The sequence below is a fragment of the Psychrobacter sp. YGAH215 genome, assembly GCF_007280595.1.
Classification (GTDB): domain Bacteria; phylum Pseudomonadota; class Gammaproteobacteria; order Pseudomonadales; family Moraxellaceae; genus Psychrobacter; species Psychrobacter faecalis.
In genome coordinates, this window is record NZ_VKLR01000013.1 from 26,307 (window position 1) to 48,817 (window position 22,511).

The 22,511-nt window shown below is 43.8% G+C and carries 20 protein-coding genes; 13 read left to right on the plus strand and 7 right to left on the minus strand.

All coding sequences use genetic code 11. The annotated features are described in order from the left end of the window. Window positions 1-87 precede the first annotated feature (87 nt). Window positions 88-1,215: a molecular chaperone DnaJ gene (gene dnaJ / locus FOR85_RS07080; protein ID WP_144297328.1), complete on the minus strand. Its 1,128-nt coding sequence runs from the start codon at window positions 1,213-1,215 to the stop codon at window positions 88-90. Window positions 1,216-1,634: 419 nt separating this feature from the next. On the opposite strand from dnaJ, the gene FOR85_RS07085 reads away from it, so the two are divergent. Beyond that, the gene (locus FOR85_RS07085; RefSeq protein ID WP_144297329.1) at window positions 1,635-2,288 is read left to right on the plus strand and encodes a DUF2939 domain-containing protein; all 654 of its coding nucleotides are present in this window, start codon (window positions 1,635-1,637) and stop codon (window positions 2,286-2,288) included. A gap of 182 nt (window positions 2,289-2,470) precedes the next feature. Here the strand turns inward: FOR85_RS07085 and FOR85_RS07090 are convergent, their stop codons facing one another. Both FOR85_RS07090 and FOR85_RS07095 read right to left on the minus strand, forming a co-directional pair. Further along, complete coding sequence (locus FOR85_RS07090) at window positions 2,471-3,553, minus strand: disulfide isomerase DsbC N-terminal domain-containing protein (RefSeq protein WP_144297330.1); 1,083 nt, start codon at window positions 3,551-3,553, stop codon at window positions 2,471-2,473. A gap of 307 nt (window positions 3,554-3,860) precedes the next feature. After that, window positions 3,861-4,565: a pseudouridine synthase gene (locus FOR85_RS07095; protein WP_068405762.1), complete on the minus strand. Its 705-nt coding sequence runs from the start codon at window positions 4,563-4,565 to the stop codon at window positions 3,861-3,863. Between the two features lie 197 nt (window positions 4,566-4,762). On the opposite strand from FOR85_RS07095, the gene FOR85_RS07100 reads away from it, so the two are divergent. From FOR85_RS07100 to FOR85_RS07110, 3 genes are all read left to right on the plus strand, one after another. After that, window positions 4,763-5,359 (plus strand): YigZ family protein, encoded by a 597-nt coding sequence (locus FOR85_RS07100; RefSeq protein ID WP_144297331.1) that lies wholly within the window; start codon window positions 4,763-4,765, stop codon window positions 5,357-5,359. 199 nt (window positions 5,360-5,558) lie between these two features. Beyond that, on the plus strand, window positions 5,559-6,620 hold the full coding sequence (locus tag FOR85_RS07105) for a YheT family hydrolase (RefSeq protein ID WP_144297332.1): 1,062 nt from the start codon (window positions 5,559-5,561) through the stop codon (window positions 6,618-6,620). Window positions 6,621-6,688: 68 nt separating this feature from the next. Beyond that, the gene (locus tag FOR85_RS07110; RefSeq protein ID WP_144297333.1) at window positions 6,689-7,231 is read left to right on the plus strand and encodes an acyl-CoA thioesterase; all 543 of its coding nucleotides are present in this window, start codon (window positions 6,689-6,691) and stop codon (window positions 7,229-7,231) included. A gap of 52 nt (window positions 7,232-7,283) precedes the next feature. On the opposite strand, the gene FOR85_RS07115 is transcribed toward FOR85_RS07110, so the two are convergent. Further along, window positions 7,284-9,353, minus strand: coding sequence for a DNA/RNA helicase domain-containing protein (locus tag FOR85_RS07115; protein ID WP_144297334.1), 2,070 nt, complete (start codon window positions 9,351-9,353; stop codon window positions 7,284-7,286). Further along, a complete protein-coding gene (locus FOR85_RS07120; RefSeq protein WP_144297335.1) occupies window positions 9,343-10,533 on the minus strand; it encodes an ATP-binding protein in 1,191 nt (396 codons plus the stop codon). The genes FOR85_RS07115 and FOR85_RS07120 overlap by 11 nt, the downstream gene beginning before the upstream one ends. A gap of 202 nt (window positions 10,534-10,735) precedes the next feature. Between FOR85_RS07120 and FOR85_RS07125 the strand changes: the two genes are divergently transcribed. Beyond that, on the plus strand, window positions 10,736-11,779 hold the full coding sequence (locus FOR85_RS07125) for a nitronate monooxygenase family protein (protein WP_144297336.1): 1,044 nt from the start codon (window positions 10,736-10,738) through the stop codon (window positions 11,777-11,779). Between the two features lie 99 nt (window positions 11,780-11,878). Here the strand turns inward: FOR85_RS07125 and FOR85_RS07130 are convergent, their stop codons facing one another. After that, on the minus strand, window positions 11,879-12,832 hold the full coding sequence (locus tag FOR85_RS07130) for an alpha/beta hydrolase (RefSeq protein ID WP_144297337.1): 954 nt from the start codon (window positions 12,830-12,832) through the stop codon (window positions 11,879-11,881). A gap of 263 nt (window positions 12,833-13,095) precedes the next feature. Here FOR85_RS07130 and FOR85_RS07135 point away from each other — a divergent pair, with 263 nt between their 5' ends. Further along, window positions 13,096-14,676, plus strand: coding sequence for an MATE family efflux transporter (locus FOR85_RS07135; RefSeq protein WP_144297338.1), 1,581 nt, complete (start codon window positions 13,096-13,098; stop codon window positions 14,674-14,676). 69 nt (window positions 14,677-14,745) lie between these two features. On the opposite strand, the gene FOR85_RS07140 is transcribed toward FOR85_RS07135, so the two are convergent. Beyond that, window positions 14,746-15,504, minus strand: a complete 759-nt coding sequence (locus FOR85_RS07140) for an aspartate/glutamate racemase family protein (RefSeq protein WP_144297339.1) — start codon at window positions 15,502-15,504, stop codon at window positions 14,746-14,748. Window positions 15,505-15,683: 179 nt separating this feature from the next. Between FOR85_RS07140 and FOR85_RS07145 the strand changes: the two genes are divergently transcribed. The 7 genes from FOR85_RS07145 (at window position 15,684) to FOR85_RS07175 (ending at window position 22,428) form a co-directional block, all read left to right on the plus strand. After that, window positions 15,684-16,022, plus strand: a complete 339-nt coding sequence (locus tag FOR85_RS07145; protein ID WP_223808559.1) for a DUF2798 domain-containing protein — start codon at window positions 15,684-15,686, stop codon at window positions 16,020-16,022. 115 nt (window positions 16,023-16,137) lie between these two features. Beyond that, window positions 16,138-17,244 (plus strand): DUF2157 domain-containing protein, encoded by a 1,107-nt coding sequence (locus FOR85_RS07150; RefSeq protein ID WP_144297340.1) that lies wholly within the window; start codon window positions 16,138-16,140, stop codon window positions 17,242-17,244. Next, the gene (locus tag FOR85_RS07155; protein ID WP_144297341.1) at window positions 17,234-18,424 is read left to right on the plus strand and encodes a DUF4401 domain-containing protein; all 1,191 of its coding nucleotides are present in this window, start codon (window positions 17,234-17,236) and stop codon (window positions 18,422-18,424) included. The genes FOR85_RS07150 and FOR85_RS07155 overlap by 11 nt, the downstream gene beginning before the upstream one ends. Then, window positions 18,421-19,047, plus strand: coding sequence for a GDYXXLXY domain-containing protein (locus FOR85_RS07160; RefSeq protein ID WP_144297342.1), 627 nt, complete (start codon window positions 18,421-18,423; stop codon window positions 19,045-19,047). Before FOR85_RS07155 ends, FOR85_RS07160 begins: the two co-directional genes overlap by 4 nt. A gap of 158 nt (window positions 19,048-19,205) precedes the next feature. Beyond that, on the plus strand, window positions 19,206-20,183 hold the full coding sequence (locus FOR85_RS07165; RefSeq protein ID WP_144297343.1) for a zinc-binding dehydrogenase: 978 nt from the start codon (window positions 19,206-19,208) through the stop codon (window positions 20,181-20,183). Between the two features lie 128 nt (window positions 20,184-20,311). After that, window positions 20,312-21,370 carry a zinc-binding dehydrogenase gene (locus FOR85_RS07170; protein WP_306767971.1) on the plus strand — a complete coding sequence of 353 codons (1,059 nt, stop codon included), beginning with the start codon at window positions 20,312-20,314 and terminating at the stop codon, window positions 21,368-21,370. A 53-nt stretch (window positions 21,371-21,423) separates the two neighbouring features. Further along, on the plus strand, window positions 21,424-22,428 hold the full coding sequence (locus FOR85_RS07175; protein ID WP_144297344.1) for a YhdH/YhfP family quinone oxidoreductase: 1,005 nt from the start codon (window positions 21,424-21,426) through the stop codon (window positions 22,426-22,428). Window positions 22,429-22,511 lie beyond the last annotated feature (83 nt).

The following is a 22,511-nucleotide window of genomic DNA, read 5'->3' on the forward strand; positions in this document are numbered from 1 at the left end:
ATGGTTTTTTATAGCATCACCAAAAAGGCCTATTGTTTCACGTGAAACAATAGGCCTTATAATGACTTAAACAGTAGGGCTTAGCTATCAATCAAACAAATCACCAATCTTTTTAAAGAATGACTTTTTATGGGGTGACTGCTGATGCTTGCTGTCACCATCAAGCGTATCTTGGAATTGACGTAACAAGTCTTTTTGCTCGCGCGTTAGATTCACTGGCGTCTCGATGACCACACGACAAATCAAATCGCCTTTCATCGTCGTACGTACTGGCGTCACGCCTTTACCGCGCACACGCAGCAATTTGCCACTTTGCGTCCCTTCAGCGACCTTGATTTTGACTTTACCATCTAAGGTTGGGATTTCTACTTCTTTACCGAGTGCCGCATCAGTAATGCTCACTGGCACGTCCATATAGAGGTCAGCGCCTTGACGGTTAAAGACGTCGTGCGGTTTCACACGTACTTCAACGTATAAATCACCGTTTTGCACGCCAGCGCCGCCCGCTTCGCCTTCACCTGCTAGGCGGACACGGTCACCATCGTCAACGCCCGCTGGGATAGACACTTCAAGCGTGCGCGATTTATCTTTTACGCCGCTGCCATGACAGTCAGAGCAAGGGTTTTTAATCTGCTTACCAGAGCCGCCACACTGCGGACACGTCTGCTGCACGGCAAAAAAGCCTTGCTGCATACGCACTTGGCCTTGACCATGACACATCTGACAAGTGACCACATCAGAAGCGTCTTTTGCGCCTTTACCATCGCAGGTATCGCACGGCGCAGGTGCCGTAAAGCTGATTTCTTTTTTACAGCCGCGTACTGCTTCTTCTAAGGTTAACTCAATGACATAACGTAAGTCTGAACCGCGGCGTGAACGGCTACCGCCGCCGCGTGATTGACCAAAAATGTCGCCAAAGTTGCCAAAAATGTCGCCAAAGATATCTTGGAAATTGCCACCGCCGCCAAAACCGCCACCGCCCATGCCGTTTTCAAACGCTGCGTGTCCCATGCGATCATAAGCTGAGCGCTTGTCTTCATCGCTCAATACTTCATACGCCATCGACGCTTCTTTAAATTTGTCTTCAGCATCAGGATCATCAGAATTGCGGTCAGGATGGTATTTCATGGCCAGCTTGCGGTAGGCTCGCTTAATTTTCTTGCTGTCAGCGGTCTTACTGACACCTAATACTTCATAAAAATCGCGCTTACTCATGGGCTCTCCTATCGTCTTTACAGTCCACCGATCGGCCGATTCATCAACCCAAGTCAATCTTCTCCTTTGCACTGCACGCACCTACTTACAGGTTTCACATGAAACGTGGTGAATAGGTAGCAAAAAGAGGATAACTTATGAATCTTACGAGCGAATACGGCGGGATGCTGCTTAGCCAAATCAATTATTAAAAGTTTGCGCTATTTATGGAGATGATGGCGGGATTTATCAAGCACTGAGGCGTCTAAATTATAAATTATGAGGCTTTAAACCTTTTAAAAAAGGATTTATTAAGAATTGCACAAAGGTTTCCATACCTTTATCAGGTGTAGGCGTGCTAATATTTAGCGCAATATTGATATATATAAATACTGTTTTTAATTTTTTAACCATTAGGTTTGCGCTAAGGTCGTATTTTTATGAAAAAGCTGATTGTTTTGTTGATTGTCATTGCCGTCGCTATCTATGGCGGTTCGCCTTATTACAGCGCTTATCAGCTTAAAAATGCCTACGATGCCAAAGATGGTGCAACGATCGCAGCGGCGATTGATTATGAGCAGGTGCGACCCAGTATTCAAAATCAGCTGACCAGTCAGTTTGCCGTGACCATGACCAAATATCCATTGGTCGCCGAACTTGGCGGCGCGCCATTATCCGAAGCGGCCAATGGTTTTATCACTCAAGCGGTCGATGGCGCTATTACTCCGCAAAATATTGAAAAACTGATTAATACCCAAGGTCAAGCCAATACCGCGACCAAGGAGCTTGCCGCAGCATGGGCGATAGCCAGTAACCAAGTCGATCTTAAAAACCTGATTCAAAATTTAATCATTCAGCGCGGCGACGTCAATGCCGTAGTCAAAAACCAAATGCAGCAAATCATGCAAAAACAAGCGGCCGAGCTTGAGCAACAAGCGGCGCAAGGTACGGATAGTGACAAGCCAAAACTGGCTTATTGCGGGATTAACTGCTTTACCATTAGCGGTCAGGTGAAAGGTTATCCGCTGACTATTGAGATGCAGCGCGATGGTTTGATAAACTGGAAAATCGTCGATATTGTTTTACCGCAATAGCTGTTACTACAATAGCTGTCACTGAGATAGACGGATAGAATCAATCGTTAAGCACCATTAAAAACTGCCCTATGGACATCGCTCATAGGGCAGTTTTTAATGGTTACTTTCTATGTTATAGACTTTTTAATAATCAGAGCTTTTAATAATCAGAGCTCTTAATAAACAGACTTCTTAATCATTTACTCTACACCCAAGAACTCTAAAAACTCTGGGGTCTCAAAGCTTGCTTGATAAAGGACACCGTCTTCGCGGTAAATAGCCGGCGTTGCCATGACCGCAAGCCCTGCTGATTTTTCACGGTTAGGCGTTACATAATCGGCTTTACAGCTGGCTGGTGCCGGCGTCATTTTACCTTGTAGCATTGCTTTATCAAAAGCTGTGCGGCGGCTATCCTCACTACTCTGACACCAGATAGCGCGCATTTGCTCAGGCGACTTTTCGTAGATTGGATAACCGATGGTTTTTACCGTCACGCCTTTGGCATTGAGCATGGGTAGCTGCTGATGGAGACGGCGACAATAAGGACAATTGACGTCATTAGCGACATAAATAACCGCTTTCTCAGGGCTAGTCGCAGGATAAGTAATCAGTTGGCTGTGGTCTAAGGTTGCAAATACCGACTGATTTTTAAGGCGCTCAAAGTTGCTATCAAGCCCGATAAACTGACCGTTTTCAATCACTGATATCTCACCATCGGTGATATATTGCCCATCGTCTGATAATAGAAATGGCACACCTTCTAGCGTCGCACCCCAAATGACTCCCGGCACGGCGGTATAAAAGAACGGCGTTTTAGTACTCATGTTTTTAAGCGCGCCCATATTTGCCAATAGGTCAGATTTTAGGCTGGCACTGACGGGCTTGCCCACTTGCAAGCTGCTGCTACGCGCTGGTGTTTCTGTGACGACGCGTTTGCTTGGATTCTTTTGTAGCTCGCCTTGGATGACATATTTACCTTCTTTGGTGATATGGAGCGGCGGCTGGCCTGCCAAATTCACTTGATACATATTGGGTAATTTAGAAGGCACAATAGAAGTGATTTGCGTTTTGATACCAGCTTGGCTCAGCAGTTGGCGTAATTGACTATCGACAGCTTTGCTCACACTGCTAGACGCTTGCGTACTTTGTATACTTGCACTATTTTGCGGCGCTTGGTTGACATTATTTTTGATAGTGTCAGTGGCGCTTTGCTGCGCACAAGCGGTGGTGGTCAATAATATGACACTGATTAAGCTGGCGGATTTTAACAGAGAGAATTTCACAGAAGACTGTCCTATTGATTTTTAATAGCAATACTTTAAAAATGCTCATTATTAATAAAGCTGACTATATTATGTAAAAATATAGATTAAAAAAATATAGGCAGACTTTAGCACAAGGACAGTTTTTGCAAAGTTTAAAAGCCTCAATTTTGCAAAATTGCTACTGAGCTTTAAGAGATAGGCAACACAGACAGCAGGCCGAGGGTATAACGGTAAACAGTGGACATTAAAAAAGCAGCGCACTTTTTCGTGGCTGCTTTTTTGTAGAAAATTTTTATGACTGTTTAAGATGCAGCAGAGCCTAATTTTAGAATTTAGCGACTTCTTCTGGCGTTAAGAAACGACTGTCGCCTTTCTCCAAACCGTCTAAGGTGATATGACCAATACTAGCGCGATGCAGCTCGGTGACTCGATTACCAAAATAGCCCATCATACGTTTTACTTGATGGTATTTACCTTGCTCCAAGGTCAAGCGTGCATGGGTTTCGTCGATAAACTCAAGGGTAGCAGGCTTGGTTTCTTCGTGGTCGCCTTCTAAGAGGATACCTTCAGCCACTTCTTTGACGGCATTGGCTTGCGCGTCGCTGTCCATGGGACTTGCTAATGTGAGTTCGTATATTTTGGCATGCTCATGTTTAGGGCTGGTCACACGGTGTAACCAGCTGCCATCGTCACTGATAAGGAGGGCGCCCGTGGTATCGACATCGAGGCGTCCGGCGATACGCAAGCTGCCAAGCTCAGGTACAGCGATTAGCTCGGTGACGATAGGATATTCTTTGGCTTTTAAAGAGCATTCAAAACCTTCAGGTTTATGAAGCAAGATATAGCGATTGCCAGTCGCAACCGACAATGGCTCGCCCGCCCACAGTACTTCATCGTTGACAATATCGACATGCAGCCCCGGATCTTTGACCACCGCATCATTTACCGTCACTTCACCGGCGTGCAAAATCCGCTTTGATTCTTTGCGCGACAGCTCAGTGGCTTTACTTATAAATTTATCTAGACGCATACGCTTGACTACCATTCGCTTTATACTACCAACTTCGTATTAAAAGCCAACCATACAAGCACGGCTCTCGCGCTTGTCCGCTGTCTTAAACAGTGAGAAGTGGTACTATAATAAAAAATTAAATGAACACTGCGCCCAATACGGCAGGCAGTGAAAGTTAAGTAAGTTTAACATATCCAACTTAGACCTGATGAAATATGAGTTATCAAACGCTAAAACATGCGGTCAGCGCGCGCTTAGACATTAAAAAGTCTGAGTTTATTGCCTACGCCTATCCTGTGACCTCGCGCGAGCAAGCAATGTTTCACGTGGAACAGCTACGCGTGCAATATGCCGATGCGCGTCATCACTGCTGGGCGTATATCATTGGCGACCCCGATAACACCACCAGCGCAGGCTTTGATGATGATGGTGAGCCCAATGGCACCGCAGGACGACCGATATTAAACGTCTTACAGCATAAATCTATCGGCAACGTCATTATTATCGTGGTGCGTTATTTTGGCGGTATCAAACTCGGTGCAGGCGGTCTAACTCGCGCCTATGCAGGTTCTGCGCAGGCGGCCGTCGATGAAATGGCACTGCTCCCGTACGTGCCGATGGCGCAAGTACAAATAATCGCTGAGTTTGCCACCGAAGCACAGTGCCGCTACGTGGTTGAGGACTTGGGCGGCCATATTGATGATGTGACTTATAGTAAACAAGTGACCTTGACCGTGACGCTTGCTGAAGCAGATATCGATCACTTAAAAGAGCGGCTGGCGATGGATGGGCGTGTCTTAGAGTCGCCATAATTGATAAGTATGTATGCAGAGCCATTTTTCTTAGTTCTTCTGAGTGGTAGTTCTAGATGAATTGCTTTGAGTGACCATACGTTCACTGAGCGTTCACTGAAAAGCATTGGTTTTGGCAACCGCCGTCGGTATGATAAGGCATTGATTGTTAAAGACGATTTTAACGATCATTCATATAACCATTAAATAAGAAACCTTTATGCCAACATCGAAACCACATAAAACCTTTACCCCTGCCCCATTTAAACCGCCATTTTGGTTAAGCAATCCACATCTACAAAGCATTTTACCCAAATTTTTTGCCCCAAAAACGCCGACTTATCGCCGTGTGGTCGAAAAAGACTCCTTGGATGAAAGCGATATTGCCTATGACTTTTATGACGCGCATCCTATAGACGCCGATGTTATAAACTCAGCAGGTAATGGCGAGCGTGAGCAAACCCCATTAATCGTATTGTTTCATGGTATGGAAGGCAGTAGCGACAGTCATTATGCGCGCGCGTTGGCCTATCAGATGCATGCGCAAGGATGGCACTTTGTCGTCGCTCACTTTCGTAGCTGCGGCGGTATTCCGGCGAGCGGTCGCGTCTTTTATAACGCTGGTGACACGGGCGAGCTGCATCATATGCTTGAGAACTTGCGCAAAAACTTTGCCCATATCTATGCGGTAGGTGTGTCCTTAGGCGGCAATGCACTGGCAAAATATATGGGCGAATATGGCGACAAAGCGCTATGTGACGGTGCGGCGGTGATTTCAGCGCCTGTCGATATGTCGTCGGCGGCGCTTAGTATGCACAGCTTTTTGAGTCACCGTATTTATACGCCGTATCTGCTGAATCCCATTATCAAAAAAGCCTTGGCGAATGACATCACCAAAGATGAGATTGACTCTATCAAAGCCGTCAATCGTATCAGTGACTTTGATGATATCTTTACCGCTCCGCGTCATGGCTACCGCTCTAATAACCATTATTATCACGCTTCATCGGCGCTGCCTTATTTGATAAAAGTAACCAAACCTTTATTATTAATCAGCGCTAAAGACGACCCTTTCCTTGGGTTTACCGCCACGCCAAACGACGTCTCCGATACTGTCACGCTTTTAGAAACTGAGCATGGCGGGCACGTGGGCTTTATTCGTTATAACGTCGATAAAGACAAATCGACGCATCTTTATAAACAATCAAGATTTGATATCAACTGGTTGCCCGAAACGGTCAGCGCTTATTTTAAGTCTATTGGCGTGCCGTTTAACCATTGATAATGACATTTGCCACTCTGCCAAACTTTACTTTTTTTACTTAACCTCCACCTCTTTGAGATTGCGCCATGTATCCATTTATTCGTTATACCAGCACCATCGCTCGCGCCGCACTACAAGTAAAAAAGGGCAATACCTTAACGTTTAAAGATACCAGCGAGATTAGCTTTCGCTGTCGTCTGACCGATATTGATAATTTCTTGGAGATGAATAATGGCCGCGTCCTGACCCTTTTTGATATGGGACGTACCGATTTTGCGGTACGGAGCGGCCTTGGTACACAGCTCTTAAAGCAGCGTTGGGGTTTGGTGGTCGCTGGCAGTACCATCCAATATCGCAAACGCATTCGCGCCTTCGATAAAGTCACCATGAAAACTCGTATCGTCGGCTTCGATGAGCGCTGGATATATATCGAGCAGTCGATGTGGGTCAAAGGCAAGCCTTGCTCCTCTGCCCTACTGCGCACGGGCGTCACCGAGGGCGGCAAAGTGATTGAAACCTCGCGTGTCTTAGCGGCGCTAAATCAAGCAGATTGGGAGCTAGCGCCGAGCGGCTATGTGGCAGAATGGATTATCAGTGATGCCGACCGTCCGTGGCCGCCAGTGGGTTAGCTTGAACGGTCATGACTTGTTATACGAAACTAAGTTATGACCGTTGTTTTATTTAAGCGTACTTAACTCGATACTCTTCGACCTTTTGTAATATTTCATCTACAGTGCCTTGTAACTCTGGACCCATACGTAGATATTCTTGTTGGCGTTCGTCTTTGAAAAATGAAACTGTGGCGTAATAAAAGGGTTTTAATTCTTCTTTAAACTCAGATTCTGTAACTATGTTAAAACATATTTCATTTTGTCCTTTTGAGAGCAACATAATAATTATATTCTCAAAAAACATATAGAACATGTCTTCATTGTCTATTTTTGAAAGCTCTTCTAAAAAGTCAACTTTCTTCATTTCCTCATAAAACGATTTAAAACTTTCGAAATCGTTATTCCATAAAGAATATATACAATAAGAGTGCACCATTGCTATTCGACCCAACTCGATATCTACGCTCTTTATAACTTCTGACAGTATTTTGAAAAATACTTCCTTATATTCGTAGAAGTTATTGTTAAACACAATAGATAAGAGATATGAAGCTTCAAGTGTAGCGAAGTTAGTTTTTTGGAAAAGCTTTAAGCCGTAAACCTCTGGAATAAACTTTTTTTGATCTACTAAAAATAATGTATGTAAGTTAAACAGGTAGTCTTTTATGGTTAAATTCTTAAAGTTACTTTCCAACAACTGATAAGCGTTATCTACTTTATTTTTATTAATCAACTCTCTTAATTGTATTTCTATGTTTTTATAATCATTATCTTGATAGTCGACTATTCCGACTTTATCTTTAAAGTTTATACTATTTAAAATTGACTTCTTAATTTCACTATCAAGTTTCTCTGAGGCTAAAAGTGCATTGAAATACACATCAGATATATTAGTCTGATTATTTTCAATATTAAAAGCCGCTTCTACAAACCTTTCCGATAGCTCTCTTTCATCACACCAGCTTTCCAAAAACCTCGTAAGCCACAATACACGGCGCTTGTCCCTCTGATTGCCATAACGCATGAGATACCAAATATTAAAAAAACGCTCTTTGACAATATAAAGATGGTTTTTAGTATTAGTTTCAATTTTATCCACTATCCATTGCTGCTGTAGCTTTACCAGTTGCGCGGATACAGTTTTGCTTGGGAGACGTGTTTGTTCCGCGATTTCTTTGGTGCTCATCGCATCCCAGTTCATCGCTATCACGTGTACGATAGCTTTTTGCTGGCGTGATAGATCATCCATGCGATGTTTGTACAGAGGTGTAGTCTTATCGATGGTTTCTTCTAGATAAGCATAGCTACTCTCTTTTGCCCCTTCCATGATAATTTGAAATAATAGAACAATAGTACGCGGTACACCATCAGTTAACCGCCTGACTGCTTCAATACGTTCAGGATGCTCAGTAATAATTTCTTCAATCGTTTTGACTGCTTCTTCACCAGTTTGTGTCGCTAGAGAGCGCAGTAGTTGATGCATTTCCGTTTCATCTATTGATTTAAGGTTTATCAGTTTAAAAAACTGGTAGAACGGAGCCGATACATCGAAATGTGCTTCAAGCAATTGACTAGAACCACCGATTAAACGAATTTGTGAATGTAAACTTAATACTTCACGAAGCTGAGCATGTTCATTATTGTCAAAGTCTTTGAATAATTCTCCTAGATTATCAACGAAGACGATTATTTTCTGCTGATTATTATCTAAGTGATCTTGAATTAACTCCCAAGCCATTTCAGCACTGTCATCTAAATTTGATACTTGCTCAAATAACTCCGTATATCGTTTAGCGTCCTGCTCCGCTAGCTTTTCAGCGATACGCAACCAAAAAGTAAATAGCGATAATATACCGTACTCTTCTTCATTCAATAGAATAGGTATCAACCATTCGCTTAATTTCTTGTCTTCTGCAACTTCATAGGAAAGACGAGATAATAAAGTAGTTTTACCTGCGCCTCTTACGCCTTGAATAAGATAATGGGTCTCTGGATGAGTCATTTTACTCGTTTGAATATCCTTCCAGATGCGTTGGTATTCTTTTTTGCGAATACTAAAGCCTGCTTTTAGTAGCTGAGCATCTATATTTTGCGTGTTATAAAGTAATACTGAATGACTTTTTGTATTATTATCTTCCATATCTAATCCACCAACGTTTTAGTAGAGGAGAGGTAAATTGATAAGAACTGTCTTCTGGTTGATACAGGTAACCATCGTGTAAGAGGCAGTTAATGACATATCTACTATTCACTTGATCTTTAAAGTCACTATGTTGCGACAGGTTAAATAACTCTCCATGAACCACGCTAATATCTGTTTTGCTTACCAAATCTAAAACTTGTTGAGCATAATTGCGTTCAATTTTTTCTAGACGGTTTAATCTATCACGCCAATGAGAAAAGACGGTTTTCATTGCTGGACTAAACAAACTGTTGATAGCTACCTTTACATCGCTATGCTCGATTTGACGTTCTTCTTCATCAAATATTTCAATAAGCTGTTCACATACTAGCCCTAAATAGTAGGGCATATTCCAGCCTACTTCATCGATGATTGCTTGCTTAGTCTCTGCATCTAGAATAACTTCTGAACAATGCTTATTAATGTAAAAGTCTATAAATTCTACTGCTCGATCGTCTTTAAAAGGGCGAACACTCATATTCACCAACATATTAATTAAATCAGTAACTGCCAGTTTTTCTGCTAATGTATCTAACCCTATCGAGCCTGTTAAGATAAACTGAACTTTTTCATTGAACTCAGGGTCTTGACACAGTGCACGAATACCAGATAAAAACTGCTCTACGCCTTTTCTTCCGTGTTCATCAAATATTTTTTCCAGTACGTCGGGGAATTCATCAATCGCAATAATAATAGTCTCTTCACTCAATTTTAGACTCTCGTAAAGCACATCTCGAATCATTTCATGAGTAATTATTTTGGTCTCACTCTTTTCTTTACCTAATCCAGCTTCGATGTTCGTTGGACTAACTGACAAACTAAAATTAATACCTTTTGCCCACTCTGAGAGCTTATTCTTTATCTTTTCAGATTTTTTAATATGGTCAGAACGGTAGATTTCACGTAGCATTTTTTGATAAAAGCTCTGCTCATTATCACAAGCTTGCACGAAAACATATATAACTGCATAACCTGATTGAGGTTGATCTTTAATATGAGTAATCATTGAAGATTTTCCTACTCGTCTAGGTGCAAGCAATAAAACATGAGCGCCATCTGACAAATGTCTCCACAGTTTTTTTTCATCAACAGGTCTTGGAAAATAATTATCGCCTGTCACTATGTTCCCTGTGCTCATCTCTAATCCTATTTTAACTACGAAGTTGTAGTTATGATACTTAGCTACGAAGTTATAGTCAACTATCTTAACTACAAACTCGTAGCCAAAACTTTATTTCTTTTATCGCATAACGAAATAAACATTCTCTAACACGAAGGGCGCTTAGCTTTGCTAAAGTAAGTCATGCAAATTTTCTCATAACATAACAAGGACGCCCGTCATGACCTTACTAAATACCTTTGATTTAACCTACCCTATCGTACAAGCACCGATGGCAGGAGCAACCACGCCTGAGCTGGCAGCGACGGTAAGTAATTTTGGTGGACTGGGGTCATTGGGAGGCGGAACGACGGCGCCAACGGTTTTAAATGAGCACATTAATATCCTTAGATCGCTCACCGACCGCCCTTTTATGATCAATCTAATGGTGTTATCTGAGCATGATTCTACTACTTTGGATAGCAAAATCCCTACTTGGTTAAACGAGTATTATAAAAAAAACAACATAGACATGGCGTTACCTGAACGTCCCGCATTTAATTTTTCTGAGCAGCTACAAGTGCTGTATGACAATCCAGTGCCTGTCGCTAGCTTCACCTTTGGTATTATCAGCGCCGAGCAGGTGCAGGGCTTAAAGGATTTGGGCACACGCGTCATCGGTACTGCCAATCATCCGTTGGAAGCGAAAGCATGGGCAGATATTGGTGTCGATGCGGTCTGTATTCAGGGCTCAGAAGCTGGCGGTCATCGCGGTGGTTGGTTACCACAAAGCGCAAACGATCCATTGGGTTTACTGACGCTGATTAGTCAAACGCGTGCTTGCACCGATATTCCTTTGATTGCAGCGGGCGGTATTATGACGGGGCAAGCGATTAAAGCGGTGCAAACGGCTGGTGCTGAGCTGGCGCAAATAGGCACGGCGTTTTTGACTACCGATACTTGCGGTATTAATGATACGTATAAACAAGCGCTGCTTGATGCCAGTCTGGGTAAGCGCAGTAGCGAGACGCGATTAACGCGACTGTTTTCAGGTAAGCAAGCACGCGGATTGTTAAATGACTATTTGCGCGATTTTGGCCAGTTTGAAAGCGCGCATGAGCTACCGCCCTACCCACAATTAAATGCCATGACCAAAAACTTGCGTGCTCATGCAAAAAATAACCTCAATGCTGAACATCAGTCTTTATGGGCAGGACAAGGGGTCACTTTGGTCAGACAAGAAAGTACGCTTGAATTGCTCGAGCGACTTGTCAAAAATTTATAGCTTAAACGACTTCATTAAAATCTTATAGACAATAAAAGAAACATCAGAGCATCTGGTGTTTCTTTTATTGTCTATAAGATAAATACTTTTAACCAATCCCTAACGCTGTGCGTCTACTATACTTCTAAACGCTTTATAATCGTCTGCCGTTTGTTCTACCGCCTCGATCATCGGTACATGACCAATCTCTGGCATCATAATGACCTGCGCTTGCGGGATGATTTTTTTTATGAGATTGACCGTTTCAGGTTTGATGATCTGATCTTTATCACCCCAAACGACGAGCGTCGGAATGTTATATTGGGCGATGATTTTGGCGCGCTCTTCGACATTATCGGTGACGATTTGCTCCAATATTTTGGCGTCCAGCTCTTTATTTTTGATACGTTCTTGGGCAAACACCGCTTTGACCGATTTTGGCAAATATGGCGGCTTATACATGACAAAATCATACATTTTATAAAAATCTTCATTGCTATTAATCAACAGCGGATTGTTCTCTAACGTCGCGCCTTCTAACGATTTAGGAATACCAGCTGACCAAAAACCTGCGCTATCGACGAGCCATAGACTTTTGACGTCTTTAGGGTATTTTGCTGCATAAGCTACGCTGATAGCGCCGCCCATCGAGTTGCCGCCGATATGAATATTGGACGCCAACCCTTTGGCTTGCAGCAACTCATGCAAGCGCGTCGCTTGCGCCTCCGAGCGATAATCAGCGCTCATCGGTTTGCTCGACTCACCAAAACCAAGCAAATCAGGAATGATGAGATGATAACCTTCTAACTGACGCGCGATACGGGTAAAGTTGTCTTTATTACCGCCAAAGCCATGAATGAGTAATAACGGCTCGCCAGCGACATTGCCGTTTTCGGCATAGACCATCTTATCGCCAGAGGCCAATGTCAGCGCTTTGATTTCTAAATCAGACTTGTTACGCTCATATTGGATAATCTTTTGCGTGGTATTGACCGCTAACTGATTAGGCGCGGTGGTACAACCGACCATAGAAAGACTAAAAACCGCGGCAAGGCACAGGCGTTTTAAGAGCATCGAAACATCCTTGTTATAGTTGGTAGATAGAGATAAAAAAGTTAAAATCGCAATCTTAGCATAAGAGTATTAATAACTAGCTTACTGGGTCAACAACTTATCACTATTTATCATTGATTAATTTTAATACTACTATCACCTATCAATACATTATATAAAAAAACGTTACCAGTCTAACCAAGATGCTATAGGCAAGGTCATCTATAATAAGGGTTTTTATGTCATAAAATACGGCCAACTTGGATGGCGCAAAAGGATAAACATTGAGTAAGACAACTACCTCCACTGCTAAAAGCCGTGACCTCACCCAAGGGTCAATTGCCAAAACCATGCTGCTATTTGCTTTGCCAACCCTTGGCTCATCAGCCTTGCAGTCGTTGAACGGCTCGATTAATGCCGTCTGGGTAGGGCGGTTTTTAGGGGAAGAAGCGCTGGCGGCGACGGCAAACGGCAACATCTTGATGTTTATCCTCATCTCCTTCGTTTTCGGTTTTGGTATGGCGGCGACTATTTTGATTGGTCAAGCCATGGGACGCCGTAACGATACGATGGTGAAAAGAACCATGGGCACGGCGCTGGGTAGTATTATTCCAATCAGTATATTGGTGTCGGCAATCGGCTGGACATTTGCTCCACTGCTTCTTAACCTGCTCGGTACGCCAGCAAGTGCGGTAGAGCTTGCGCTGACCTATCTGCGGATGATTTTTGTAGCGATGCCTGTCACTTTAACTTTTACGCTGATCATGATGGCACTACGCGGAACGGGCGACTCTACCACGCCGCTTTGGTTTATCATTATTTCGGTGATTATCGACCTGATTTTGACGCCGGTGTTGATTTTGGGTATCGGCCCCTTCCCTAAATGGGGTATCTTTGGCTCGGCTTTTGCAACTGCTGTCGCCAATGCTCTAGCGCTGATTGGTATGATTGTCACTATGTATTTGCGTGGTTCTGTGCTGACACTTAAGTTACCCGAGCTGCGTTTTTTACGCGCAGACCGAGATATCCTAAAGTCGATGTTTTCAAAGGGTCTGCCGATGGGGCTGCAGATGATTGTTATCTCATCAGCGGCGCTCACAATGCTGTCGCTCATTAACCGCGAGGGCGTACAGACAACGGCCGCTTATAGCGCGACGCAGCAGCTTTGGACCTATGTGCAGATGCCAGCGATGGCGCTCAGTGCAGCGGCCAGTGCCATGGTCGCACAAAATATCGGTGCCAATCAATGGAACCGTGTGGCGGGCATCACGCGCTGGGGGCTTATCTTTAACGTGATATTGACGGGCGCTATGATTGGGGTACTAAGCATTTTTGATGAAACTATTTTGGAGCTATTCCTTGGTAGTGACAGCGCCGCCGTGCCGATTGGGCGCCATATTCAGTTGATGGCGACATGGGGCTTTATCTTTTTTGGCATCGCGCAAGTTTTCTTTGGCACCATGCGTGCCAACGGTTATGTGATTTGGCCGCTGATCGTCATGGTGATTTCGATGTATCCTGTGCGCCTTGGCTTTGCATTCGGGCTTTATCCATTCCTTGGAGCCGATGCGCTTTGGCTATCGTTTCCAGCAGGCATGGTAGCAACGGCGTTGATGGGCGCAGGATTATATCTATACGGCGGCTGGCGCAAAGGTAAAAACATGCCCGCCGAAGAAGCAGCGCAAAGGTCGGAGGAGTTTCGCGCTCATACCGGTACCAGCGCCTCGTTTCGTGATATTTTACCGACTACGGTGTGGAAGCTCTCGCCTTTACGCCGTATTACAAGGCTGCGTCGTCGACTACAAAAACGCCTGCAAAAACACCGTATGAGAAGAAAACATAAACGTTCCTCGCGCGGTTTATAGGTAGTCAATGCAATGGGTTTAAGTTCAACCGTTTTAAAATTAACTATTTTAAAATCACTAACCTTAAAATCAAGAACTTAATAAAAAATCCACCGCTGCTGCTGCATGAATTGCAGTGGTATCAAATACGGGAATGGGGCTGTCTGCTTGCTGAATCAGCAGTCCAATTTCGGTACAGCCCAAAATGACGCCTTCTGCGCCTTTATCTGCTAAATTTTTAGTCACTTGCTGATAATACTGGCGTGAGCTATCAAGTAGCTGACCTTGACACAGCTCCTCATAAATAATGCGATGTACCTCTGCCCGTGCGCCTGTCTCTGGTATCAACACTTGCAAACCTGCATCTATCAAACGCTGCTTATAAAAATCCTCTGTCATGGTGAACTGCGTGCCAAGTAGCGCAACTTTGGTTAGCCCTTGCTGCTTAATCGCCGCAGCGGTGACATCAGCAATATGAATAATCGGTAAGTTGGTAGCGGCTTGGACATCATCGACGACTTTATGCATGGTATTAGTCGCGATAAGCAAACCTTGCGCGCCAGCCGCTTGCAGACGTTTGCCGCTATTGGCCAATACTTTACCCATTTCATCCCATGCGCCTTGTGCTTGCAGCGCCTCAATCGGTGCAAAGTCCACGCTATGAATCAGTAAATCTGCTGAATGCAAATTGCCAAGTCTAGCTTTGATACCTTCATTTATCAGTCGATAATAGCTTTCGGTACTCTCCCAACTCATGCCGCCGATGATGCCAAGCGTTCTTTGTTTACATGAGTTTTTGGATAAATATTTTTCTACGTTCTGCGCTAAATTAATTGAATTGGCAGACATTTTTATCCTTATAGAGTTGTTTTGGACAGTGCTAAGTTTACTTCATCAGCATGAATGGCGACAAATTATTAAAACTGAATGATAACAATATAATAAGGCGAACTTGATGATTGATAATAACCATTTTACCTCGCCGTCATCACGCGTTATCATAGTCGCCGCTAAGCATGAGCAATGCTTTGTCTCATCTTCTCTCATCGCAAAATATCACGTTTACAGCAGCAGTGAAACGTGGCTCTCATCAAGCAGGACAACAGAATATTATGGCAAACTTCCCGACCGTCAGAATACGCACGCGGCGCAAATACTATCGGCTAATTTTCACCTTTTTAATGGCGCTGATGATGTCGACGATTATCTCGACGGCCCTGCTACTGATCAATGTAGGATTTGTCGAAGGCTTTTTTATCACGCTGTTTAATTCGTGGAAATATGCCTTTATGGTCGCTTGGCCGAGCGCCTATATTTGCGCCTATTTAATCCAAGAGCACCTGCTGAGTAGGATTGAGTTTTATTAAAACCTTTATAAAAGTTAGTAAACCATAAAATTTAGTAATTTATAAACTTTAGTACATTATGCCAGCGTAAAAACAGCTAAGATAGGCTACAAACCGTTTTTAATCAGAGGCGACTATGAGCCAAGCACGGCGTACTATCGAGCAGTTGCTACATCAAGGTCTTCTTCCCCTTAAAAATACCGAGGCGGCAGCAACGCACCTAGAAGTCTATCCGAGCAAACGCACCTGGCTGATATTTTTTGATAAAGCGCTGCTGATTATTGGCACGGTGGCGCTGGTACTATCCCTAGTGTTTTTTATCGCCTATAACTGGCAAAGCTTGGGCAAAATAGGTAAATTCGCCTTGGTTGAAGGGGCGCTGGTGATTACCATCGCGCTTTATGTCGCACTGTCTTTTAGGCGACAATTTCAACTGATTCGGCAGTTATTATTGCTCATTGCTAGCATTATCACCGGTAGCTTATTGGCGCTATTTGGGCAGATCTATCAAACAGGCGCTGATACGTGGCAGCTTTTCTTTGCTTGGGCAATACTGATTACGCCTTGGGTCGTTATCGCCCGTTTCCCTGCGCTCTGGCTGCTTTGGTTAGGGCTAATCAATGCATTTTTGCTACTCTATTTAGATGTCGCAAATCTACAATTTATTAAATATAGCCTGCAAAACATCTCTCAAGTAGCCATCCTTGCGCTATTTAATTTTATTGCCTTTTATAGTTGGCTGATTGGTTTCGATAATAAAACTTCTTCTTCTATTCCCTATCTGTTTCATCGCATTAACGTTAAAAAATCCACTGCTCAAATAAACAGCGCTCAAACCAATTCCAGCTTGCATTGGAGCACTTATGTCGTCGGTTTCTTAAGCACGTTTTTTATGACGTATCTGGCGATTGTCACGGTCTTTGATAATGGCAATATCTGGGCAACGCTTATTGCTACCATAGTATGGTTGGGTTGGTGCGGCTTTATGCTTTGGCAGTTTTATCAGCGCCGTCTTGATTTGCTTATGCTGACTTATTTGTCATTTTCTATCATTACTGTGGTGATGTTTTGGGTCGGTAAATGGCTATTGGAGGGTTTTGACGCGGGTGGGTTTTTGATATTAGCCCTGCTACTTATTGGCATGAGCTCGGCAGCAGTTGTGTGGCTGCGTAAAATTGCCCGTATCAAGAACGATGACACTGCTCCTCATACTGTAATCAAGGGGAACAGCGATGAACAATGAGATGAATAATAATATCAACCATAACGAACAAAATCATGACTTTTTGCTATTGCAACAGCAGGGACTCATCGATGCGCAAAACGTCAACCATGAGCTTTTAAGTAGTGCTCAATCTGAAGCGCGCAGCCCGTGGTTTATCAGCTTATTTTTTGGTATGAGTGGTATTTTAGCCAGTCTATTTTTTATCGGGTTTTTGACCTTATTATTAGATAACACCGGTTTGCTGGATAGTACGCTAGCGGTATTTATTATTGGCGGCATATTAAGCGTTATTGGCGGGTTTCTATTTTATAACGCCCGTATACGCCATAGCCCTTTTTGGAATAGCTTAGCCTTTGCGATTACGCTAGCAGGTCAAGGTTATATTGCCTATGCTTTACTGGCAAGTGAGATTGCAGAGCCACTCAATATAATGCTATTGCTCCTTGTGCAACTGTTGATGACTGTGGCTATACCCAATTTTATCTATCGTTTATTGAGCGCAACCTTAGCCTTAAGCTGCCTATTTTACTTATTAAATTATTATCACTTATCCGAAATCAGCTTAGGATTATTGGCATTAATCACTAGCGTGACTCATTTACAGCGTTATACACTCGCTGCTTTTATCCCGACCAAATGGCGAATGAATGCGTTAGAAATCATGAGTGCTATTGGCTATGCGAGCGCCTATGTTTTGCTCAGTGTTTCCGTCTATTTTATCGCTGCGGAATATGGCAATAGCTTTGATAACTTTAATAACCTTGATAATTACGGTGAGTCCTTTAGCTATAACTACTACTTAGCCCAAGGGCTATTAACGCTTGCCAGCCTTTATGCCGCTTATCTCATTTTAAAGCGCTATCACATCAAATTATTATCAGCAGCAGGACTACTCATTAGCGCTGCGATTGTATTACTTGGGATCATGTCTATTTATGTCTCAGGCTTATTGGCCACCAGTTTGATTATTATCATTGCTACTGCTAATAGCCAACGCGTGTTGTTAGGACTGGGCGTTATCGCCTCGGTCGGTTATATCTTTTGGTATTACTATCAGCTCGATACGTCTTTATTGGTCAAGTCTGCCTCTATGCTGGTCATCGGTATCGCACTACTTCTGCTGCGCTGGCTGCTTATCAAAGGCTATTTTGCGCAGATAAAATCAAGCGCTAACGATCATCAGGAGCGGCTGTCATGAATGATAAAATTTTGACCAAGCGCTTGCTTAAAGCCACATCAAAGACCCATTGGCTACAAAAACCGGCAGTCACGATTATTATTGCCCTTCTTGGATTGGCGCTCGTATTGGTGGTGATGACGAGGAATATTATTAAATATGAAGCCCATCTTACGACTGGCGATACGGTATTATTAGCGCTTGCACCCGTTGATCCGCGCGCCTTTATGCAGGGCGACTATATGACCCTCAGCTATGCGCTAGAGCGTGACGTATTTGCCGCCTTAAATAAAGACCCCGGTAGCTATCCTATTAACGAACAAGGCTATGTCATTGTCGCTTTAGACCAACATAACGTCGGACAGTTTAAGCGCTTAGCGGCTAATCAGCCTAGAAATCTAGCCTCTAATGAGATAGCGATTTATTACCGCATCCGTAACGGCACAATGCAGCTTGCGACCAATGCTTTTTTCTTCCAGGAAGGTCATGGCGAAGCATTTGAGGCAGCAGAATATGGGCTATTTCGGATTAATGATAAAGGGGAGCCGCTACTGACCAATTTAGTAGATGACGATTTTAAGGTTATTAGTCCAAAGCAGGCACATGCAGAACAAATAACCACAGAACAAACTGCTAATGATTAATGAAGCCAACTAAATGCTGCTCACTTAACGCTGACTACTTTGCTTTACCAAAGTAATATTGCGACAAGCAAGCTGGGTTTGCTACTGTTGATGGCTACAAATTTATTCGCTCGTCAAAAACATTTGAAAAAACGTAACAATTAAAAAAAGGATTTATTATGCGTAGTGCAACTTATGATCATTTTGGCAAACCAACTGAAGTATTAAGCCTCGGCGACCGTCCTATCCCCGAGCCAAAAGCCAATGAAGTGCGCGTCAAAACCATTCTCGCCTCCATCCATAACCATGACCTGCTTACCATTCGCGGTCAGTATGGCTTTAAACCTGACATGCCGGCTATCGGTGGTAGCGAAGCGCTAGGTATCATTGACGCCATTGGTAGTGAGGTTACAGACCTAAAAGTCGGGCAACGCGTGGCGGCTGCCAGTGTACAAGCAACGTGGGCAGAGTATTTTGTCGCATCAGCGGATATGGTGTTTCCTATCCCTGATAGTTTAGAAGATGAAATGGCCGCGCAGCTGATTGCCATGCCACTCAGTGCGTTGATGCTATTAGAGTTCTTAGAAGTAGAAAGCGGTCAATGGGTTATTCATAATGCCGCCAACGGTGCCGTTGGTAAATCGCTTGCCATGCTAGCGGCGGCGCGCGGCGTCAAAACCATTAATCTGGTAAGAAGTGACGATGCCATAAAAGAGCTAGATACTCTCGGCATCAAAAACAATATCAACACCTCAGATGATGACTGGAAAGAGCAAGTCAAAGCGATCGTCGGTAATGATAAAATCAGTGCGGCGGTCGATTCGGTCGGCGGTGAAAATAGCGGCGATTTGTTATCGTTACTCGGTCATGGTGGCACCTTCGCCGCCTTTGGGGCGATGTCGGGCAGACCTATGGTCATCAATCCGACCCATATGATTTTCAAGCAAGCGGTGATGAAAGGCTTTTGGGGCAGTAAGCTCAGTCAAGAGATGAGTGTGGAGAATAAGCAGCGCCTAGTGAATGAGCTGATCGATAGAGCGGTAGACGGACAATTAAAACTGCCTGTAGAAGCGGTATTTGATTTGGCCGACATCGTAAAAGCGGTCGATGGCAAATTGCAGTCAGGCAAAAAAGGTAAGGTACTGCTAAAACCTTGAATTATTATTCATTTATTATTTAGCTAACCTTCGTTTTATGGACAATGGCAGCGTTCTTTATTAAGAGCGCTGCCATTTTTTATGGCGACTTTTTCTAACCTATCTCTTATAGCCTACCGCGCAATATCTTGATAAATAGCAACAACGTTCCTTTACCAAAGTCAGGTTGCGGCTCGCAAGACCCGCTTGTTAAGGTTGATGAGCAATTATCTAGCGCAACTTATAACGAATTTGGCAAACCTTCAGAAGTACTGAGTATCACCGACAGCCCTACCCCAGAACCCAAAAACAACGAAGTCTGTATCAAAACCATCCTGTCCTCTATTCACAATCACGACATCGTGACCATAAAAGGCGAATACGGTCATAAACCTGTTTTACCTGCCACTGGTGGCTCTGAGGTGGTTGGTACGATTGATGCGTTAGGTAAAGACGTCAAAGATTTTGAACAAGGCCAGCGTGTCGTCGTGTCTGGCGTATCAGGCACTTGGGCGGAATATTTTGTTGCTCCGGCAAAAAGCCTTATCCCTATTCCAGATACCATCGATGATGAAATGGCCGCACAGTTAATTGCCATGCCGATGAGTGCGTTGCTGTTGATTGAATTTTTAAATATTAAGCCCGGTCAATGGCTTATCCAAAACGCCGCCAATGGAGCGGTCGGTGAATCGATGGCGATGCTGGCGCCTAAGCGTCATATCAATACGATTAATTTGGTACGCAGTAAAGAGTCAGAACAAGAGCTTATCGAGCTTGGTATCACTGAAAATAACATCGTGACCGATGATGACGACTGGAAAGAGCAAGTACAAAAAATCGTTGGTGACGCCAAAATAAGCGGCGCGGTCGATGCGGTCGGCGGCAAATCAGGCGGTGAGCTGCTGTCCCTACTCGGTAAGCATGGCGCAATGGCATCATTGGGGTCGGTGTCTGGCGAACCACTGACGCTAAACCCAAGCAATCTGATTTTCAATTTGACTAAAGTTAAAGGCTTTTGGGCAAGCGATTTGATGCAAGAAATCAGCGCCGATGATAAACAGCGTTTAATTAAAGAGCTGATTGAGCGTGCCTCAAGCGGTATCCTAAAATTACCTACTGGCGGCATCTATGATTTAGACGATATTCAAAAAGCGGTTTCAGAAGACGTCCAATCGGAGAAAAAAGGTAAGATATTGATTGAGCCTTAAGCTGCTTGTGCAAAGAGCATTTACTATAAAAGCAATAAAAAAGGATTCAGACAATGTCGAATAACAAAACCTTTAAAGCCTTAGTGGTTCACGAAACCAGCAACGGTGAATTTGAAAAAAGTATTGAGCAGCGCAGTGCCAGTGACTTGCCTGAAAATGATTTATTAATCGAAGTCCATTATTCATCATTAAATTTCAAAGACGCGATGTCAGCATCCGGCAATAAAAGAATTACCAAACAATACCCGCACACACCCGGTATTGATGCCGCAGGCGTGGTGGTCAGTGATAAGTCTGGAACCTTTACGGAGGGTCAAGAAGTCGTGGTCTTTGGCTATGATTTGGGCATGGATACCGATGGTGGCCTCGCTCAGATGATATCTATCCCTGCCGATTGGGCGGTCGAATGCCCGTCATCGCTCACACTAAAAGAAGCGATGATCTATGGTACGGGCGGTTTAACCGCAGCGTTAAGTGTGCAAAAGCTTGAGAAAATGGGCGCAAAACCTGAAGACGGTCCAGTCGCGGTGACAGGTGCAACGGGCGGGGTCGGTAGTATCAGCATCGCCATATTAAGTCAGCTTGGTTATGAGGTCATCGCCTTTTCTGGCAAGCCTGAGCAAAGTGACTATCTAAAAGAGCTTGGTGCAAGCGAAGTCCGTCATCGCGATACCATCAATGAGATCGGCGATAAACCTGTCGGTCGTGAGCTATGGGCAAACGCCATTGATACCATCGGCGGCGACTATTTGGCCAATTTGCTCAAACAAACCAAAGCGGGCGGCGCGGTCACCAGTTGCGGCTTGGCGGGCGGTGCTGAGTTTTCGATGACGGTATTGCCGTTTATCACCCGCGCGGTGTCCCTACTCGGTATCGATTCGGTCTATATTCCATTAGAAGATAAAAAGGCTATTTGGCAGCGTGTCGCTACTGATATGAAATTGCCTAATTTAGAGAAGTATGCTGAAGAGATTACGCTTGAGCAAACACCTGAGTACTTAGATCGCTTTATGGCGAGTCAGACGGTTGGGCGTTATGTGGTGAATGTAAAGGGTTAGTTTTTTTAACAATTAAAGTATAAAAAAAGCAGCCTCCTAAAAGGAATGCTGCTTTTTTTGGTTTTAGAAAATTAAATTTGCGT

Bases quoted from the DNA above. Each gene is read 5' to 3' on its own strand.
- FOR85_RS07130 (WP_144297337.1), bottom strand. From the start codon at position 12,832: ATGCTCTTAAAACGCCTGTGCCTTGCCGCGGTTTTTAGTCTTTCTATG.
- FOR85_RS07155 (WP_144297341.1), top strand. From the start codon at position 17,234: ATGAACAATGAGATGAATAATAATATCAACCATAACGAACAAAATCAT.
- FOR85_RS07095 (WP_068405762.1), bottom strand. From the start codon at position 4,565: ATGCGTCTAGATAAATTTATAAGTAAAGCCACTGAGCTGTCGCGCAAA.
- FOR85_RS07120 (WP_144297335.1), bottom strand. From the start codon at position 10,533: ATGAGCACAGGGAACATAGTGACAGGCGATAATTATTTTCCAAGACCT.
- FOR85_RS07175 (WP_144297344.1), top strand. From the start codon at position 21,424: ATGTCGAATAACAAAACCTTTAAAGCCTTAGTGGTTCACGAAACCAGC.
- FOR85_RS07140 (WP_144297339.1), bottom strand. From the start codon at position 15,504: ATGTCTGCCAATTCAATTAATTTAGCGCAGAACGTAGAAAAATATTTA.
- dnaJ (WP_144297328.1), bottom strand. From the start codon at position 1,215: ATGAGTAAGCGCGATTTTTATGAAGTATTAGGTGTCAGTAAGACCGCT.
- FOR85_RS07085 (WP_144297329.1), top strand. From the start codon at position 1,635: ATGAAAAAGCTGATTGTTTTGTTGATTGTCATTGCCGTCGCTATCTAT.
- FOR85_RS07105 (WP_144297332.1), top strand. From the start codon at position 5,559: ATGCCAACATCGAAACCACATAAAACCTTTACCCCTGCCCCATTTAAA.
- FOR85_RS07165 (WP_144297343.1), top strand. From the start codon at position 19,206: ATGCGTAGTGCAACTTATGATCATTTTGGCAAACCAACTGAAGTATTA.
- FOR85_RS07115 (WP_144297334.1), bottom strand. From the start codon at position 9,353: ATGGAAGATAATAATACAAAAAGTCATTCAGTATTACTTTATAACACG.
- FOR85_RS07125 (WP_144297336.1), top strand. From the start codon at position 10,736: ATGACCTTACTAAATACCTTTGATTTAACCTACCCTATCGTACAAGCA.
- FOR85_RS07110 (WP_144297333.1), top strand. From the start codon at position 6,689: ATGTATCCATTTATTCGTTATACCAGCACCATCGCTCGCGCCGCACTA.
- FOR85_RS07150 (WP_144297340.1), top strand. From the start codon at position 16,138: ATGAGCCAAGCACGGCGTACTATCGAGCAGTTGCTACATCAAGGTCTT.
- FOR85_RS07160 (WP_144297342.1), top strand. From the start codon at position 18,421: ATGAATGATAAAATTTTGACCAAGCGCTTGCTTAAAGCCACATCAAAG.
- FOR85_RS07100 (WP_144297331.1), top strand. From the start codon at position 4,763: ATGAGTTATCAAACGCTAAAACATGCGGTCAGCGCGCGCTTAGACATT.